Annotated in this window: 2 protein-coding genes (both cut by a window edge); both read left to right on the top strand. The window is 74.9% G+C overall.

The window, feature by feature from the left end; translation table 11 throughout:
- Positions 1-4953, top strand: the 3' portion of a protein-coding gene (locus ACFUJ1_RS20580; RefSeq protein WP_378647795.1) for an amino acid adenylation domain-containing protein. 9924 nt of this gene lie to the left of the window's left edge; only the last 4953 of its 14877 coding nucleotides appear in the window; its start codon lies beyond the left edge, outside the window; the stop codon is at positions 4951-4953.
- Positions 4950-17874, top strand: the 5' portion of a protein-coding gene (locus ACFUJ1_RS20575) for a non-ribosomal peptide synthase/polyketide synthase (RefSeq protein ID WP_378647794.1). The gene runs 12557 nt beyond the window's last position; the window shows 12925 of its 25482 coding nt (coding positions 1-12925); its start codon is at positions 4950-4952; its stop codon lies off the right edge, out of view. The genes ACFUJ1_RS20580 and ACFUJ1_RS20575 overlap by 4 nt, the downstream gene beginning before the upstream one ends.

The raw sequence follows: 17874 nt of genomic DNA, 5'->3' as shown, positions 1-17874 counted from the left end.
CCCGCGCAGCAGCGCATGTGGTTCCTGAACCGCTTCGGTACCGCCGCGACCGCCTACAACATCCCGTTCGCGCTCCGGCTCACCGGTGAACTCGACACCGGGGCGCTGGCCGCCGCCGTCACCGACGTGCTCGCCAGGCACGAGGCGCTGCGCACCCGCTACCCGGTGGTCGACGGCGAGCCGGTGCAGGAGATCCTCCCGGTGGGTGACGTCGTCCGGAAATCTCTGCACCCGGTGCGGAGTTCCCGGGACGAGGTGCCCGACCGGATCGCCACCCTGGCCGCCACCACCTTCGACGTCACCGCCGAGGTCCCGCTCCGGCTCCGCCTCTTCCGGCTCGGCGAGCGCGAGCACGTGCTCGCCGCGGCCCTGCACCACATCGCCGCCGACGGCTCCTCGCTGGTGCCCTTCGCCCGCGACCTGATGACCGCCTACGCCGCGCGGACCGCGGGCACCGCACCGGCCTTCCCGCCGCTCCCGGTGCAGTACGCGGACTACGCGCTGTGGCAGCACGCGCTGCTCGGCGCCGACGCCGACCCGGAATCACTGGCCGCCGAACAGCTCGCGTTCTGGACCGGCACCCTGGCCGGGCTGCCTGACCAGCTCGCGCTGCCCACCGACCACCCGCGCCCGCCCCGCCAGAGCCTGCGCGGCGCGCGCGTCGGCGTCGACCTGGACGCCGCGGCGCACGCGGCGCTGACCGCGCTCGGCCGCGGCCGCGGCGCCACCCTGTTCATGGTGGTGCACGCCGCCTTCGCCGCGCTGCTGGCGCGGCTCTCCGGCACCGCCGACATCGCCGTCGGCACGCCGATCGCGGGTCGCGGCGCGGCCGAGCTCGACGACGTCATCGGCATGTTCGTGAACACCCTCGTGCTGCGCACCGAGGTGCGCGGCGCGGAGAGCTTCACCGGGCTGCTCGACCGCGCGAGGCGGGCCGACGTCGCGGCGCTCAGCAATGCCGACGTCCCGTTCGAGCGGCTGGTCGAGGTGCTGAACCCGGCTCGCTCCACCGCGCGGCACCCGCTCTTCCAGGTCGGCTACTCGTTCCAGAACCACGAGCGCGGGGCGCTGGAGCTGCCCGGGCTCGCGGTCGAGCCGGTCGAGTTCGAGGACGGCGTCGCCCAGTTCGACCTGCACCTCTTCGTGCAGGACCACTACGCCGCCGACGGCACCCCGGCCGGGCTGGAGCTGACGCTCGGCTACGCCACCGACCTCTTCGACCCCGCCACCGCCGACGCCATCGCCGCCCGCCTGGTCCGGGTGCTGCACCGCGTGGCCGCCGACCCGTCGCACCCGGTCGGCGACCTCGACCTGCTCGCCGCCCCCGAGCGCGCCGCGCTCCTCGCCCCCACCCCGCCCACCCCCCTCGCCCCGGCCACCCTGGACGACCTCTTCACCGCCCAGGTGGCCCGCACCCCCGACGCCCCCGCCCTGGTCGACGCCGCCACCGGCAGCACCCTCCGCTACCGCGAACTCGACGCCAGGGTCACCCAGCTGGCCCGAATCCTGCTGTCCCACGGCGTCGGCCCCGAACGCACCGTCGCCCTCGCCATGCGCCGCTCCGTCGAACTGGTCATCGCCATGTACGCGGTAACCCGAGCCGGCGGCGCCTACGTCCCCCTCGACCCCGACCACCCCGCCGACCGCGTCGCCCACATCCTCGAAACCGCCGCCCCCCTCTGCATCCTCACCACCACCGACAGCCCCTCGATCGCCACCGACCGCCCGGTACTGGTGGTCGACGGTGTGGAGCCGGATGCCGCCGACGCCACCCGAAGCCCGGCCGCGGTAGCGGCGAACCGAACTTCCGCCGCAACCGGCGCGGCGCCGAACTCTGCCGCGGTAGCGGCCAACGGGACCTCCGCCGGGACCGGCACCGCACCGATCACCGACGCGGACCGCGGGCAACCCCTCCGCCCGGAGCACCCCGCCTACATCATCTTCACCTCCGGCTCGACCGGCGTACCCAAGGGCGTGGCAATCCCGCACGCCGCCGCGGTCAACCAGATCAGCTGGCTCGCAGACCGATTCGACCTCGGCCCGAACGACGCGACCCTGCTGAAGACACCGGCGACCTTCGACCTCTCGGTCTGGGAGTTCTGGTCCCACCTCACCACCGGCGGCAAACTGGTGGTCACCGAACCCGGCACCGAACGCGACCCGGAGCACCTGCGCGAACTCGCGGAGAACGCAGGCATCACCACCCTGTACGCCGTCCCCTCCCTGCTCGGCATGCTCCTGGAAACCGGCCTCCCCCGAACCCTGCACCGAGTACTCGCCATCGGCGAGGCACTCCCGGCCGCAACCGCATCAGCGCTCCGGCGCACCAACCCCGACGTGGCCCTGTGGAACCTGTACGGCCCCACCGAAGCCGCGGTCTCGATCACCGCCCACGAGGTGACCGACGCCCCCGACCACACGGTCCCGATCGGAACCCCCTGCTGGAACAGCGGCGTCCGCGTCCTGGACGCCCGCCTGCACCCGGTCCCGCCGGGCGTCCCCGGCGAGCTGTACCTCACCGGCGCCCAGCTGGCCCGCGGCTACCAGCAGAACCCCGCCCTGACCGCAGACCGCTTCGTCGCCGACCCCTACGCCACCGGCACCCGCATGTACCGCACCGGCGACATCGTCCGCCGCCGCCCCGACGGCGCCCTCGAGTACCTGGAGCGCGCCGACTTCCAGGTGCAGATCGGCGGCTTCCGCATCGAACTCGGCGAGGTCGAGAGCGCCCTGCTCCGCCACCCCGCCGTCACCGGCGCCGTCGCCGTTGCCCGCGAGAGCGCGGGCGGCACCCGGCTCGTCGCCTACGTCGCCGCACCCTCGGATGACCCCGCACTGGCGACCGAGCTCCGCACCGCCCTGCGCGCGGAACTCCCGGCCTACATGGTCCCCGCGACCATCGTCGTCCTCCCGACCCTCCCGCTCACCGGCAACGGCAAGGTCGACCGCACCCGCCTCCCGGACCCGGCATTCACCGAACCCACCGGCCGCGCCCCCTCCGGCATCGCCGAACACCTCGTCGCAGGCACCTTCGCCGAGGTCATCGGCGCCCCCGACATCACAGCGGAGACCGACTTCTTCGCCATCGGCGGCACCTCCCTGCTCGCCACCCGCCTCGCCGCCAGGCTCGGCACGGCCTTGCGCGCCCAGGTGCCGGTGGCGGCGATCTTCGAGGCGCCGACGGTGGCCGCGCTCGCCGCGAAACTCCCGGAGTTCGGCACCCCGCGCCCGCCCCTCGCCCCGCGCGGGAGCACCGGCCCCGTCCCGCTCGCCCCGGCTCAGCACCGCATGTGGGTGCTGAACCAGCTGACCACCACCTCCGACGCCTACAACATCCCGCTGGCGCTGCGCCTCACCGGCGACCTCGACGTCACCGCGCTGAGCACCGCCCTCGCCGCCGTGGTCCGCAGGCACGAAACGCTGCGTACCCGTTACCCGGACACCCCCGGCGGCCCGATCCAGGAGATCCTGCCCGCCCCCGCCGCCGAGCCGCTGCCCATCCGGACGGTCACCGACTACGCCACCGCCATCGCGGAGTTCGTCCGCGAGGGCTTCGACGTGACGACCGCCCCGCCGGTCCGCGCCACCCTGCTCCGCGCGGGCGAGCGGGACTTGGTCCTCGCGGTGGTGCTGCACCACATCGCCGCCGACGGCTACTCGGCGGTCCCGCTCGCCACCGACCTGGTCCGCGCCTACACCGCCGCCGCGGCGGGGGAGCACCCGGAGCTGCCCGCCCCCGCGGTCACCTTCGCCGACTACACCGCCTGGCAGCACACCCTGCTCGACACCGTCGCCGACGACCAGCTCGCCTGGTGGAGCACGGAACTGGCAGGCGCCCCCGAGGTGCTCGCGCTGCCCGCCGACCGCCACCGCCCGGCTCGCCGGGACGGCCGGGGCGCCACCGTGACCACCACCGTCGACCCGCAGCGCACCGCGGAGCTGCGCCGCACGGCCGCCGAGCACCGCGGCACCCTGTTCACGGTGCTGCACACCGCGCTGGCGGTGCTGCTCGGCAAGCTCACCGGCAGCGCGGACCTCACCATCGGCACCCCGGTGGCTGGTCGTGGCACGGCCGAACTGGACGAGCTGGTCGGCATGTTCGTGAACACCGTCGTGCTGCGCAGCGAGCTGGACCCGCGCGGCACCGTCGCGGAGCTGCTCACCGCGGTCCGCCGCCGCGAGCTGGCCGCCTTCGCGCACGCCGATATCCCGTTCGACCGGGTGGTCGACGGGCTCGGGCGCACCCGCTCGGCCGCCTACGGCCCGCTCTTCCAGGTCATGCTCACCGTGCAGGACAACCCGCCCGGCCCGGTGCCGCTGCCCGGCCTCACCGTCGAGCCGCTCGACCTCGACCTCGGTGACGCCAAGGCGGATCTGCACCTCACCGTGCTCGAACAGCCCGGCGGCGGGCTCGAGCTGCGCTTCGGCTACGCCACGGACCTGTTCGACGAGCGCACGGTCCGCGCCATGGCCGAGCGCTTCGCCCTGGTCTGCGCGGCCATCACCGCCGACCCGGACACCACCGTCCGCGCCATCGACATCCGCACCGCCGCGGAACGCACCCCCCGGCCCATGCACGCCGCGCGCCCGGAACCCCGCGCTGCGGGTCAGGACCTGGCCGCCCGCGCTGCGGGTCGATCAGCACGCCCTGCTGGGCACACCCTGGCCGACCTGCCCGCCCTGGTCGCCCGCGCCGCCGAAACAGCGCCGGAAGCAACCGCTTTCGCGCACAACGGGCACACCGTCAGCTACGCCCAGCTGCACGCGAAGCTGACGGCAGTCGGCAAGGCCATGGGCACCGTCGCCAAACCCGAGGCCCTGGTGAACGTCGCCCTGGCCGGGCTGATCCCCGGCCTGCTCGCCGCGCTCGGCCCCGCCCTCCCCGCCGCACTGCAGACCCTGCTCGCCGACGCCGCCGCCCAGGTTTCCGATCCGGAAGGAACTCGCCGATGACCCACGTCGATTCGGTCCCGAGCACAGCGCGCACGGCGGGGGAGCGCGGGTACGGCATCGACGACCTGCCCGGGCTGATCGACGCGGTGGCCGCCGCTCAGCCGGAGCGGCCCGCGCTGCGGCACGGCGCGAGCACGGTGAGCTACGCCGAACTCGCCGGTGAGCTGGCCGAGCTCGGTGCGGTGATGGGCGACGGGCTCGGCCCGGACACGCTCATCTCGGTGGTGGTCTCGGGCAGGCTGCCCGAGCTGCTGGAGGGTGACGGCGCGCTCGGCGCGGTGCTCACCGCGCTGCTGGACGATGCCGTGCTGGTCGCGGAGCAGGCGCTGCCCGCCGCCTGCGCGCCGGTGGAGACGCTGGTCACCGAGTTCGCCGCGCAGGTCGAGCGGACGCCGGACGCGGTCGCGGTGCAGTTCGGCGCCGAGGTGCTGACCTACGCCGAGTTCGATGCCAGGGTGCGGCGGCTGGCCGGGCACCTGGTCGAGCTCGGGGTCGGCCCGGAGACGCTGGTCGGGCTCGCCGCCCGGCGCTCGGTCGAGCTGCTGGTCGGCATGTACGCCATCCTGCGCGCGGGCGGTGCCTACGTCCCCATCGACCCCGATCACCCCGCCGACCGCATCGCCCACATCCTGGAAACCGCCCGCCCCCTCCTCGTCCTCACCACCACCCCCGACCGCCCGCACCCGGCCCCCGCCGTCCCCACCCTCGCCATCGACGAATGGGAACGCACCGCCCCCGCGGTCGACGCGGGAAACAGCGGCCGTCCCGCGAACCCCGGCTCCGCTCCGGGCGGGCCCGCAGGCTCTGCCTACGGCGTGCGGGAGATCAGCGCGGCGCCCGGCACCGGCTCCGATGGCATCGCCGAGCATCGCTCCGCCGGCGACAACACCGCCTACGTGATCTTCACCTCCGGCTCGACGGGCCGCCCGAAGGGCGTCGCCATCACGCACCGCGCGATCCTCGCGAACCTCCGCTGGCGCCAGCGCATGTACCGCATGGAACCCGACGACGCCGTCATCCAGAAGACCCCCTTCACCTTCGACGTCTCCGTCTGGGAGCTCTTCTGGCCCCTGCAGGTCGGCGCCCGCCTGGTGATCGCCGCCCCCGACGGCCACCGCGACCCCGCCTACCTGGCCCGCTGCATCCGCGAGAACGCCGTCACCGTCGCGCACTTCGTCCCGTCGATGCTCGCCGTCTTCGTGGCCGAGCCCGAGGTGGAGCACGCCGCCGAACCCCTGCGCCTGGTCTTCGCCTCGGGCGAGGCGCTCCCCGCCTCGACCGCCGCCGCCTTCCGGAAGATCAGCGGCGCCACCCTGCACAACCTGTACGGCCCCACCGAGGCCGCGGTCGACGTGACCGCGCACGAGGTGACCGCGGACGACACCGCGAGCGTCCCGATCGGCGGCCCCGCCGACGACACCGAACTCCTCGTCCTGGACGACGCCCTGCGCCCGGTCCCGGACGGCGTGGTCGGCGAGCTGTACCTGGCGGGCGTGCAGCTGGCGCGCGGCTACGTCGGCCGCCCCGCGCTCACCGCGGAGCGCTTCGTCGCCGCGCCGGAGGGCCCGGCGGGCGAGCGCATGTACCGCACCGGCGACCTGGTGCGCAGGCTGCCCGCGCTGCCCGGCGCCAGGGCCGAGCTGGAGTACCTGGGCCGCACCGACTTCCAGGTCAAGCTGCGCGGCCTGCGGATCGAGCTCGGCGAGGTCGAGGCGGCGCTGCTGGCGCACGAGGGCGTTGCCCAGGCCGCCGTGCTGCTGCACCGGAACGGCACCGGCGACCACCTGGTCGGCTACGCGGTGCCGCACCAGGGCCGCGCGCTCGACACCGCCGCCGTGCTGGCGGGCGCGCGCGACCGGCTGCCCGAGTACATGGTGCCGAGCCTGCTGATCGCGCTGGCCGCCATGCCGGTGAACGCCAACGGCAAGCTGGACCGCCGCGCCCTGCCCGAGCCCGAGTTCGGCAGCACCGAGACCGCGTACCGCGCCCCGGAGAACGAGGCAGAGGCCGCGGTGGCGCAGATCTTCGCCGAGCTGCTCGGCTCCGACCAGGTCGGCGCGGACGACGACTTCTTCGCGCTCGGCGGCAACTCGCTCATCGCCACCAGGGCCATCGCCAGGATCGGCGCGGAGCTGGGCCGCTCGCTCGACATGCGCGACTTCTTCGAGCGCCCCACCCCGGCCGCGCTCGCCGCGCTGGCGGGCACCCCGAGCACCCCGCGCCCCGCTCTCACCGCGGGCGCCCGCCCGCACCGGGTGCCGCTCTCCCCGGCGCAGCGGCGCATGTGGTTCCTGAACCGCCTCGGTGTCGAGCGCTCCGGCCCGGACGACATCGACACCGCCGCCGTCGACAACATCCCGGTGGCGCTGCGCATGCGCGGCAGGCTGGACGTGCCCGCGCTGGCCGCCGCCATCACCGACCTGGTTGCCAGGCACGAGGTGCTGCGCACGGTCTACCCGCAGACCGAGGCGGGGCCGGTGCAGGTGGTCCGCCCGGTGCACCCGGCCTTCGACCTGACGCCATCCGAGGTCCCCGCCGACGACCTGGTCGAGGTGGTCGCGGCGATGGCCGGGCAGGGCTTCGACGTGGCCGAGGAGATCCCGGTCCGGGTGCGGCTGCTGCGCAGCGGCCCCGGCGACCACACCCTGGTGCTCGTGGTGCACCACATCGCGGCGGACGGCGTCTCCATGGGCCCGCTCATGCGGGATCTGGTGAGCGCCTACCGGGATCGGCGCAACGGCCTCGCCCCGCAGTGCCCGCCGCTGGCGGTGCAGTACGCCGACTACGCGCTGTGGCAGCAGCGGCTGCTCGGCGACGAGACCGACCCCGACTCCGCCGTCACCCGCCAGCTCGGCTTCTGGCGCGCCGAGCTGGACGAGGTCCCCGCGGAGCTCACGCTGCCCGCGGACCGCAAGCGCCCCGCGGTCGCCTCCTACCGCGGCGCCACCCACGAGTTCGCCGTCGACGCGGAGCTGCGGGCCGGGATCGAGGCGGTGGCCGCGGCCAACCGCGCGACCCCGTTCATGGTCGTGCACGCGGCGCTGGCCACCCTGCTCGCCCAGCTCTCCGGCAGCACCGACATCACCGTGGGAACGCCGGTGGCGGGCCGCGGCGAGCGGGTGCTGGACGACCTGGTCGGCATGTTCGTGAACACCCTCGTCCTGCGCACCGCGGTCGACCCGGCGGCGCCCTTCTCCGCGCTGCTCGCGCACGCGAAGGACCGCGACCTGCGCGCCTTCGCGCACGCCGACGTCCCCTTCGAGCGGCTGGTCGAGGTGCTGAACCCGGCCCGCTCGCAGGCGCGGCACCCGCTCTTCCAGGTCGCGCTCTTCATGCAGAACCTGGGCCCGATCTCGCCCGCCATGCCGGACCTGGCGACCGAGCTGGTCGACTTCGACCCCGGCTTCGCCAAGTTCGACCTGCAGCTCACGCTCTCCGACGCGGAGCACGGCTACCGCGCCGAGTTCACCTACGCCACCGACCTGTTCGACGAGGCGACGGTGGCGGAGTTCGCGGTGAAGTTCCGCCGCGTGCTGCACGCCGTCGCAGGCGATCCGAGCGTCGTGGTCGGCGACATCCCGGTCACCGCCCCTGCGGAGCTGGCCCTGGTGACCGGTGCGTGGAACGAGACCGCGCACCCGGTGCCCGGCCACCTGCTGCACGAGGGGTTCGCGGATCGGGTGCGCGCGAATCCGGACGCGCTAGCGCTGGTCAACGAGGCGGGCACGCTCACCTACCGGCAGCTCGACGACCGGGTGAACCGCTTCGCCCGGCTGCTCGCCGAGCGCGGCGCGGGCCCGGAGCGGCTGGTCGTGCTCGCCATCCCGCGCGGCGTCGATCTGGTGGCGGGCATGCTCGCGGTGCTGCGCACCGGTGCCGCCTTCGTCCCGGTCGACCCGGCGCACCCCGCCGAGCGCATCGGCCACATCCTGGACACCGCGCGCCCCGCGGTGCTGGTCGCCGCGACCGATTTCGCCGTCCCGGTCGACCCGGCCGTCCGCGTCCTGCTGCTGGACCGGGTGCGCTGGGCCGCGCTCTCCGCCGACCCGCTGCCAGCGGCACCCGTGCGCCCGGAGAACGCCGCCTACGTCATGTTCACCTCCGGCTCCACCGGCCGACCGAAGGGTGTCCTGGTACCGCACGGCGCGGTCGCGAACCAGATCGCCTGGATGGCAGCCGAGTACGGCTTCACCGCCGACGACGTCTACCTGCAGAAGACCGCATCGACCTTCGACGTCTCGATCTGGGGCTACTTCGTCCCGCTCGCCACCGGCGGCCGGATCGTGCTCGCCGCCGAGGGCGGGCAGCGCGATGCCCGCTACATCGCCGAGCTGGTGCGCAGCCACGGCGTGACGCTGACCGACTTCGTGCCGTCCATGCTCGCGGTCTTCGCCCAGCACGCCCGCCCCGCCGAGATGGCGACGCTGCGCGATGTCTTCGTGATCGGCGAGGCGCTGCCCCCGGAGACGGTCGCCAGGGTGACCTGGGCCCGGGTGCACAACATCTACGGCCCCACCGAGGCCGCGGTCTCGATCACCGCGCAGCAGGCGACCGCGGCGGACACCGCGATCGGCTCGCCGGAGTGGAATTCCCAGGTCTACGTGCTGGATTCGCGGCTGCGGCCGGTCCCGGTCGGGGTGCGCGGCGAGCTGTACCTGGGCGGGGTGCAGCTGGCCCGCGGGTACGTCGGCCGCCCGGAGCTGAGCGCGGACCGCTTCGTTGCCAACCCCTTCGGGGACGGCACCCGCCTGTACCGCACCGGCGACGTGGTCTCGTGGCGCTCCGACGGCGTGCTGGTCTACGCCGGACGCGTCGACTTCCAGGTGAAGTTCCGCGGCCAGCGCATCGAGCTGGGCGAGATCGAGACGGCGCTGCTCGCGGTGCCGGGGGTGACCCAGGCCGTCGTTCTCGTGCTCGACGGCCAGCACCTGGCCGGGTACGTGACCGGCGACGTCGACGGCCCGGCCGTGCGCGAGGCGGTCGGCGCCGCGCTGCCCGCCTACATGGTCCCTTCGGTGGTCACCGCGCTCGCGGAGTTCCCGCTGAACCCCTCCGGCAAGCTGGACCGGAAGGCGCTGCCCGCACCGGAGTTCGCCACGGTCGAGTTCCGCGCCCCGGAGACCGGCACCCAGACCCTGGTCGCCCAGACCTTCGCCGAGGTGCTCCGGCTCGACCGCGCCGGGCTCGACGACGACTTCTTCGCGCTCGGCGGCAGCTCGCTGGATGCCACCCAGGTCACCGCGCGGCTCAGCGAGGCGCTCGAGGTCAGGGTGCCGGTGCGGCTGCTCTTCGAGACCGCCGAGGTGGCCGGGCTCGCCGCGGCGCTGGACCGGCTGCTCGGCGCCGAGACCGTCCCCGCGCGCCCGGCGCGCAGGGAACGCCCGCAGGCGATTCCGCTCTCCCCGGCGCAGCGCAGGCTGTGGTTCCTGAACCGGATCGAGGTGCAGGACGGCGCGGACAGCGTCTACAACCTGCCCGTCGTGCTGCGGCTGCGCGGCGCGCTCGCGGTCGAGGCGCTGGACCAGGCCGTGCTTGACGTGCTGATCCGGCACGAATCGCTGCGCACCGTCTTCCCGGACGACGGCGCGGGCCCGCACCAGTTCGTCGTGCCGACCGATGAGATCGGGCTCGGCCTCGCCCCCGTCCCGGTCCCCGCCGACGGGGTCACCGAGGCGGTCACCTCGGTGGTCGCCGCGGTCTTCGACGTGGCCACCGAGCTCCCGGTGCGGGTGGTGCTGCTCGGCATCGAACCCGACGACCACGTGCTCGTCCTCGCGGTGCACCACATCGCCGCCGACGCGCTCTCCATGCCGCCGCTCGTCACCGACCTGGTGCGCGCCTACCGGGCGCGGGCCGACGGCGCCGAGCCGGAGTTCGGCGAGCTCGAGGTGCAGTACGCCGACTACGCGCTGTGGCAGCACGAGGTGCTCGGCGACCCCGCCGACGCGCGCTCGCTCGCGCACCGCCAGCTGGCCTTCTGGCGCGCCGCGCTGGCAGGCGCGCCCGCCGTCTCCACCCTGCCCGCGGACCGGCAGCGGCCCGCGCGACCCACCAATCGCGGTGCGGCCGTCCCGCTCTCGATCGACGCCGCCACCGGCGCGGCCGTGCGCGCGCTGGCCAAGCGGGCCGGGGCCACCCCGTTCATGGTGCTGCACGCCGCGCTCGCGCTTGCCATCGGCCGGGCGGGCGGCAGCACCGACGTGCTGGTCGGGACCCCGGTCGGCGGGCGCGGCGATCGCGCGCTCGACCCGCTGGTCGGCATGTTCGTGAACACCCTCGTGCTGCGCACCCGGTTCGAGCCGGACGCCGGGTTCGGTGCCTTCCTGCGGACCGTGCGGGACGCCGATCTCGCCGCCTTCGGCACCGCCGACCTGCCGTTCGAGGACGTCGTCGACGCGCTCGCCGTCGACCGGAGCAGCGGCGCGCCGCCGCTGTTCCAGGTGCTCTTCAGCTACGCCGAGCCGCAGCCCGCCTTCGCCGACCACCCGGCGCTGCGGGTGCGGGGGCTCGCCGTGCAGCCGGTCGAGATCGACGACCCGACCGTCAAGGTCGACCTGCACCTGGTGCTCACCGAGCGCACCGGCGACAGCGGGCTCGACGGCACCCTGCGCTACGCCACCGAGCTGTACGACGAGGCCACCGTCGCCGCCTTCGCCGACCGGCTGCTCCGGGTGCTCGCGGCGGTGACCGCGGTGCCGGAGGCCCCGGTCGGGGATGTCGCGCTGCTCGACGCCACCGAGCGCTACCGGGTGCTGCGGCACTGGAACGACACCGGCCGCGAGCTGCCCGCCGCCACGCTGGCCGGGCTCTTCGCCGCGCAGGTCGCCCGCACCCCGGACGCCGTCGCGCTCACCGCGGGCGACACGCACCTGAGCTACGCCGAGCTCGCCGAGCGGGCACAGCGGCTTGCCCGGCTGCTGATCGGGCGCGGGGTCGGGCCGGACACGCTGGTCGCGCTCGCCATGCGCCGCTCGATCGACCTGGTCACCGGCATGTACGCGGTGATCCTCGCGGGCGGCGCGTACCTGCCGCTCGACCCGGACCACCCGGTCGAGCGCACCGCGCACATCGTCGGCACCGCCGTCCCGCTGCTCGCGCTCACCTCCGGCGCGGATCTGCCGCGCGAGATCCCGGTGCCGCGGCTGCGCATCGACCGCACCGACCTCGGCGGCTACCCGGCCGGGCCGATCACCGACGCCGAGCGGCGCGCGGCGCTGCGCCCGGAGCACCTGGCGTACGTGCTCTTCACCTCCGGCTCCACCGGGCGGCCCAAGGGCGTCGCCATGACGCACGGCGCCGTCGCGAACCGGCTGCGCTGGATGCAGGGCGCGCACCTGCCGCTGGACCGCACCGACGTGGTCCTGCAGAAGACCCCGGTGACCTTCGACGTCTCGGTGCCGGAGTTCTTCTGGCCGCTCCAGGTTGGGGCGCGGCTGGTGCTGGCCCGGCCGGACGGGCATCAGGACCCGGCCTACCTGGCCGAGCTCATGCGCAGCGAGGGCGTCACGGTGGCGCACTTCGTGCCGTCCATGCTCGCGGTCTTCCTTGCCGAGCCGAGGCAGGTGCCCGCGCTGCGGCACGTGCTCTGCTCCGGCGAGGCGCTGCCCGCGGCGTCGGCGCAGCGGATGCGGGCGCTCGGGGTCCGGGTGCACAACATGTACGGGCCGACCGAGACCGCGGTCGAGCTCTCCGTGCACGAGGTGCACGACGCCGATACCGGCATCGTGCCGATCGGGCACCCGATCTGGAACACCGCCGCCTACGTCCTGGACGCGCGGCTGCACCCGGTTCCCGTCGGCACCCCCGGCGAGCTGTACCTGGCAGGCGCCCAGCTGGCCCGCGGCTACCTCGGCCGGGCCGGGCTCACGGCCGACCGCTTCGTCGCCGACCCGTTCGGCGCGCCCGGCAGCAGGCTCTACCGCAGCGGTGACCTGGTGCTCCGCCGCGCCGACGGGGAGCTGGAGTTCCTCGGCCGCACCGACTTCCAGGTCAAGGTGCGCGGGCTGCGCATCGAGCTCGGCGAGATCGAGACCGCGCTCCTCGCGCTCTCCGCCATCGCCCAGGCGGCGGTTCTCGTCCGCGACCCCGGCACCGGTCCCGCACTGGTCGCCTACCTCGTGGCCGACCCGTCCGCCTCCACCACCGTCGACACGCACCGGGTGCGGGAAGTGCTGGGGCGCACGCTCCCGGCGTACATGGTCCCCACCACCTACGTGGTGCTTCCGGAGTTCCCGCGCACAGCGTCCGGCAAGCTGGACCGCACCGCGCTCCCGGCCCCGGAGCAACCCACCACCACCTTCCGCGCCCCCGCGGGGGAGGCGGAGACCCTGGTCGCCGAGACCTTCGCCACCCTGCTCGGGGCTGCGAACATCGGCCGCGACGACGACTTCTTCACGCTCGGTGGCAACTCCCTGATCGCCACCCAGCTCGCCGCCCGACTCAGCGCGGAGACCGGCGCAACGGTCCCGGTCCGCGCCATCTTCGACGCCGCGACCGTGCGCGACCTCGCCACCCTGATCGAGCCCGCCCTGCGCGAACAGCAACAGACCGCCGACGCCCTCCCCCCGATCACCGCCCGCCCGCGCGACGGCGCCGTCCCGCTCTCCATCGCCCAGCAGCGCATGTGGTTCCTGAACCGCTTCGACGGCGGCAGCGGCGGCTACAACATCCCGTTCGCGCTCCGGCTCACCGGCGCGCTGGACGTGGACGCCCTGCGCGCCGCCGTCGACGACGTGCTCGCCAGGCACGAAACCCTGCGCACGGTCTATCCCGAGCACGACGGCGCCGCCACCCAGCTGGTCCTCCCCGCGGGCACCGAGCTGGTCGACCTGGTGGTGCGCACCGTGCGCCCCGCCGAGCTGCCCGCCCTGGTCGCCGCGGTGGCGGGCACCGGCTTCGACGTCACCGCCGAGGTGCCGCTGCGCGCCAGGCTGCTCCGCGTCACCGACGACCCGGCCGCCGACGTCCCGCCCGGCCGCCAGGAGCACGTGCTGCTCTTCGTGGTGCACCACATCGCCGCCGACGGCTGGTCCTTCGCCCCGCTGACCCGCGACCTCACCGCCGCCTACGTGGCCCGCCGGGCGGGCGCCGCCCCGAACTGGCGCCCGCTGGAGGTGCAGTACGCGGATGTGGCGCTCTGGCAGCGCGACGTCCTCGGCGCCGCCGACGACCCGGGCTCGGTGCTCGGCCGCCAGCTCGGCTACTGGTCCAGGCAGCTCGCCGGGGCGCCGGAGCTGCTCCCGCTGCCCACCGACCGCGCCCGCCCCGCCGTCGCGGGCAACCGCGGCGGCGCCGTCACCGCCACCCTCGACGCCGCGCTGCACCTGGCCGTGCGGGAGACCGCCGCCGCGCACCGCGCGACCCCGTTCATGGTGCTGCACACCGCGCTCGCGGTGCTGCTCGCCCGGGTCTCCGGCACCGCGGACGTGGTGATCGGCGCCCCGGTGGCGGGCCGCGGCGATGCCGCGCTGGACGAGCTGGTCGGCATGTTCGTCAACACCCTCGTGCTGCGCACCGAGGTGCGCCCGGAGCAGTCGCTCGCCGAGCTGCTCACCGCCGTGCGCGGCACCGACCTGGCCGCCTTCGACCACGCCGCCGTCCCGTTCGAGCAGCTGGTCGAGGTGCTGAGCCCGGTGCGCTCGCAGGCGCACGCCCCGCTCTACCAGGTGGCGCTCACGCTGCAGAACCACGCCAAGCCGGAGTTCCGGCTGCACCGCCTCGCCATCGCCGCGCTCGAGGTCGGCCCCGCCCCCATCCAGGTGGACCAGGACTGGACGCTCACCGAGCGCAGCGAGGACGGCGAACCGGCGGGCATCGACATCTACCTGCACTACGCCGCCGAGCTCTTCGACCAGGAGACCGCGCACGGCTTCGTCGCCGCCTTCGAGCGGGTGCTGCGCGCCCTGGTCCGCGACACCGGCACGCCGGTCGAGGCCGTCGAACTGCTCTCCGCCGCCGAGCGCGACCTGCTGCTGGTCCAGCGCAACGCCACCGCGCAGGCGCTGCCCCCGCAGACCCTGGACGACCTGCTTCCCGCCCGCGCCGCCGCCGAACCGCACGGCACCGCCGCGCTCTTCGAAGGCACCGAACTCACCTACGCCGAGCTGGAAACGCGGGTGCGCGGGCTGGCCCGCGCCCTGATCGCCCGCGGCGTCGGCCCGGAGACGGTGGTCGGCGTCGCGGCGCACCGCGGGCTCGAGCTGCTGGTCGCGCTGTACGCGGTGGTCAGGGCGGGCGGCGCCTACCTGCCGCTGGACCCGGAGCACCCGGCCGAGCGGCTCAACGGCCTGCTCGCCGATGCCGAGCCGCTGCTGGTCCTCGCCCCGACCGGCTCCGGGCTGCCCCCGCTGGATGCCCCGGTCCTCGACATCGCCGAACTCGAAGCGGCGCACCCCGACTCCGGCCCCTGGCAGGACGCCGAGCGGCTGCGGCCGCTGCGCCCGGAGAACACCGCCTACATCCTCTTCACCTCCGGCTCCACCGGCCGGCCCAAGGGCGTGACGGTGAGCCACCGTGCCATCGTGAACCAGCTGCGCTGGCTGGAGTTCCGCTACGGCGTCACCGCCGCCGACCGCATCCTGCAGCGCGCCCCACTGACCTTCGACGTCTCGGTCTGGGAGGTCTTCCTCCCGATCGCGGTCGGCGCCCCGCTGGTGATCGCCAAGCCGGGCGGCCACCTGGACCTTGCCTACTTCGCGGATTTGCTGCGCACGCACCGGATCACCATCGCCGAGTACGTCCCGTCGGTGCTCGCCGCGCTGCTCGCCGAGGGGATGGGCGACGCGCTCGCCTCCTTCCGGCACCTGCACTGCGGCGGCGAGGCGCTGACGCCGGACCTGCTCGTCGCCCTGCGGGGTGTGGTCGGCGGTGCGCTGCACAATGCCTACGGCCCCACCGAGGCCGCGATCTCGGCGGTCTACCACGAGTTCACCGCCGCCGACGCGGAGTCGGGGCGCGATGTCGCCATCGGCAGGCCGTGCTGGAACACCCGCGTCTACGTGCTTGACGCCAGGCTGCGGCCGGTGCCCGCCGGGGTGATCGGCGAGCTGTACCTGGCCGGTGCGCAGCTGGCGCGCGGCTACCACGGGCGCTCCGGGCTCACCGCCGAGCGTTTCGTCGCGGATCCCTTCGGCGCGCGGGGCGAGGTCATGTACCGCACCGGCGACCTGGTGCGCTGGAACCGCGAGGGCGACCTGGTGTACCTGGGCCGCAACGACTTCCAGCTCAAGCTGCGCGGGCAGCGGATCGAGCTGGGCGAGATCGAGAGCGCGCTGGCCGCGGTGCCCGGCGTCGCCAATGCCGCGGTGCTGGTGGCGCGGGACGCCGCCGGGCAGGACGTGCTGGTCGGCTACGTCAGCGGGGCCGGGCTGCGCGCGGAGGCGGTGCTCGCCGCGGTGCGCGACCGGCTGCCCGCCGCCATGGTCCCGGCGCGGCTGCGGGTGCTGGACGACATGCCGCGCACCACCGTCGGCAAGCTGGATCGCGCGGCGCTGCCGCCGTTCGAGGTGACGGATGCCGCGGTGCGGTTCCGGGCCCCGCGCGAGGGGGCCGAGTCGGTGCTCGCCGCGCTGGTCGCCGAGCTCCTCGGGACCGACACGGCCATCGGTGCCGACGACGACTTCTTCGCCCGCGGCGGGAACTCGCTGCTCGCCATGCGGTTGGTGGCGCGGGCGAATGCCGCGCTCGGCGGTGCGCTCACGGTCAGGGAGGTCTTCGCGGCCCCGACCCCGGCGCTGCTCGCCGCCAGGGTGACCACCGGGACGGTACGGCCCGCGCTCACCGCACGGCCGCGGCCGGAGCGGGTGCCGCTCTCGCTGGCGCAGACCCGGATGTGGCTGCTCAACCGACTGGACCCGGATTCGGCGGTCTACCACATTCCGATCACCATCCGGCTGCGCGGCGCGCTCGACGCGGCCGCGCTGCGCGCCGCCCTGCGCGACGTGGTCGACCGGCACGAGGCGCTGCGCACCGTCTTCCCCGACGACGACGCGGGCCCGTACCAGCGCATTCTCGCCGACTACCCGGCGCTCGCGCTCCCGGTCACCGACAGTACCGAGTCCGCGCTCCAGGCAACCATCCTCGCGCTCACCGGCACCGGCTTCGACCTGCGCGCCGACCTCCCGCTGCGGGCCGCCCTCTACCGCCGCACCCCCGACGACCACGTCCTCGCCGTCGTCGTCCACCACATCGCCGCCGACGGCGTCTCCACCGCGCCCCTGGCCCGGGACCTCATGACCGCGTACACCGCCCGCGCGGCGGGCGCCGGAGCCGCACCGGCCTGGACCCCGCTTCCGGTGCAGTACGCCGACTTCACCCTGTGGCAGCACGAGACGCTCGGCTCCGCCGACGACCCGGACTCCGTCCTCGCCGACCAGATCCGCTTCTGGCGCACCGAACTCGACGGCCTCCCCCCGCTCCTGGAAATCCCGGCCGACCGCCCCCGCCCCGCCGTCGCCTCCGGCCGCGGCGCCGCCGCCGAGTTCGCGATCGGCCCCGCGCTCACCGGCGCGCTCACCGACCTGGCCAGGGCCAACGGCGTCTCCACCTTCATGGTGCTGCACGCCGCTTACGCCACCCTGCTCGGCCTGCTCTCCGGCAGCACCGACATCGCGCTCGGCACCCCGGTGGCCGGCCGCGGCGAACCGGCGTTGGACGACCTCGTCGGCATGTTCGTGAACACCCTGGTCCTGCGCACCCCGGTGCGCCCCGACGCCACCTTCACCGAACTGCTGCGCACCGTGCGCGAGCACGACGTCCGCGCCTTCGGCCACGCCGACCTGCCGTTCGAGCGGCTGGTGGAGGAGCTGGACCCGGTGCGCTCCCGCGCGCACGCCCCGATCGTGCAGACCCTGCTCACCTTCGAGCACCGCGACGACACCGTGCTCCGGCTCCCCGGCCTCGAGGTCGCCGCCTACCCGCTGG

This window comes from Nocardia sp. NPDC057227, from assembly GCF_042669725.1.
GTDB lineage: Bacteria > Actinomycetota > Actinomycetes > Mycobacteriales > Mycobacteriaceae > Nocardia > Nocardia asteroides_A.
This window is presented reverse-complemented; position numbering and strand designations above follow the sequence as displayed.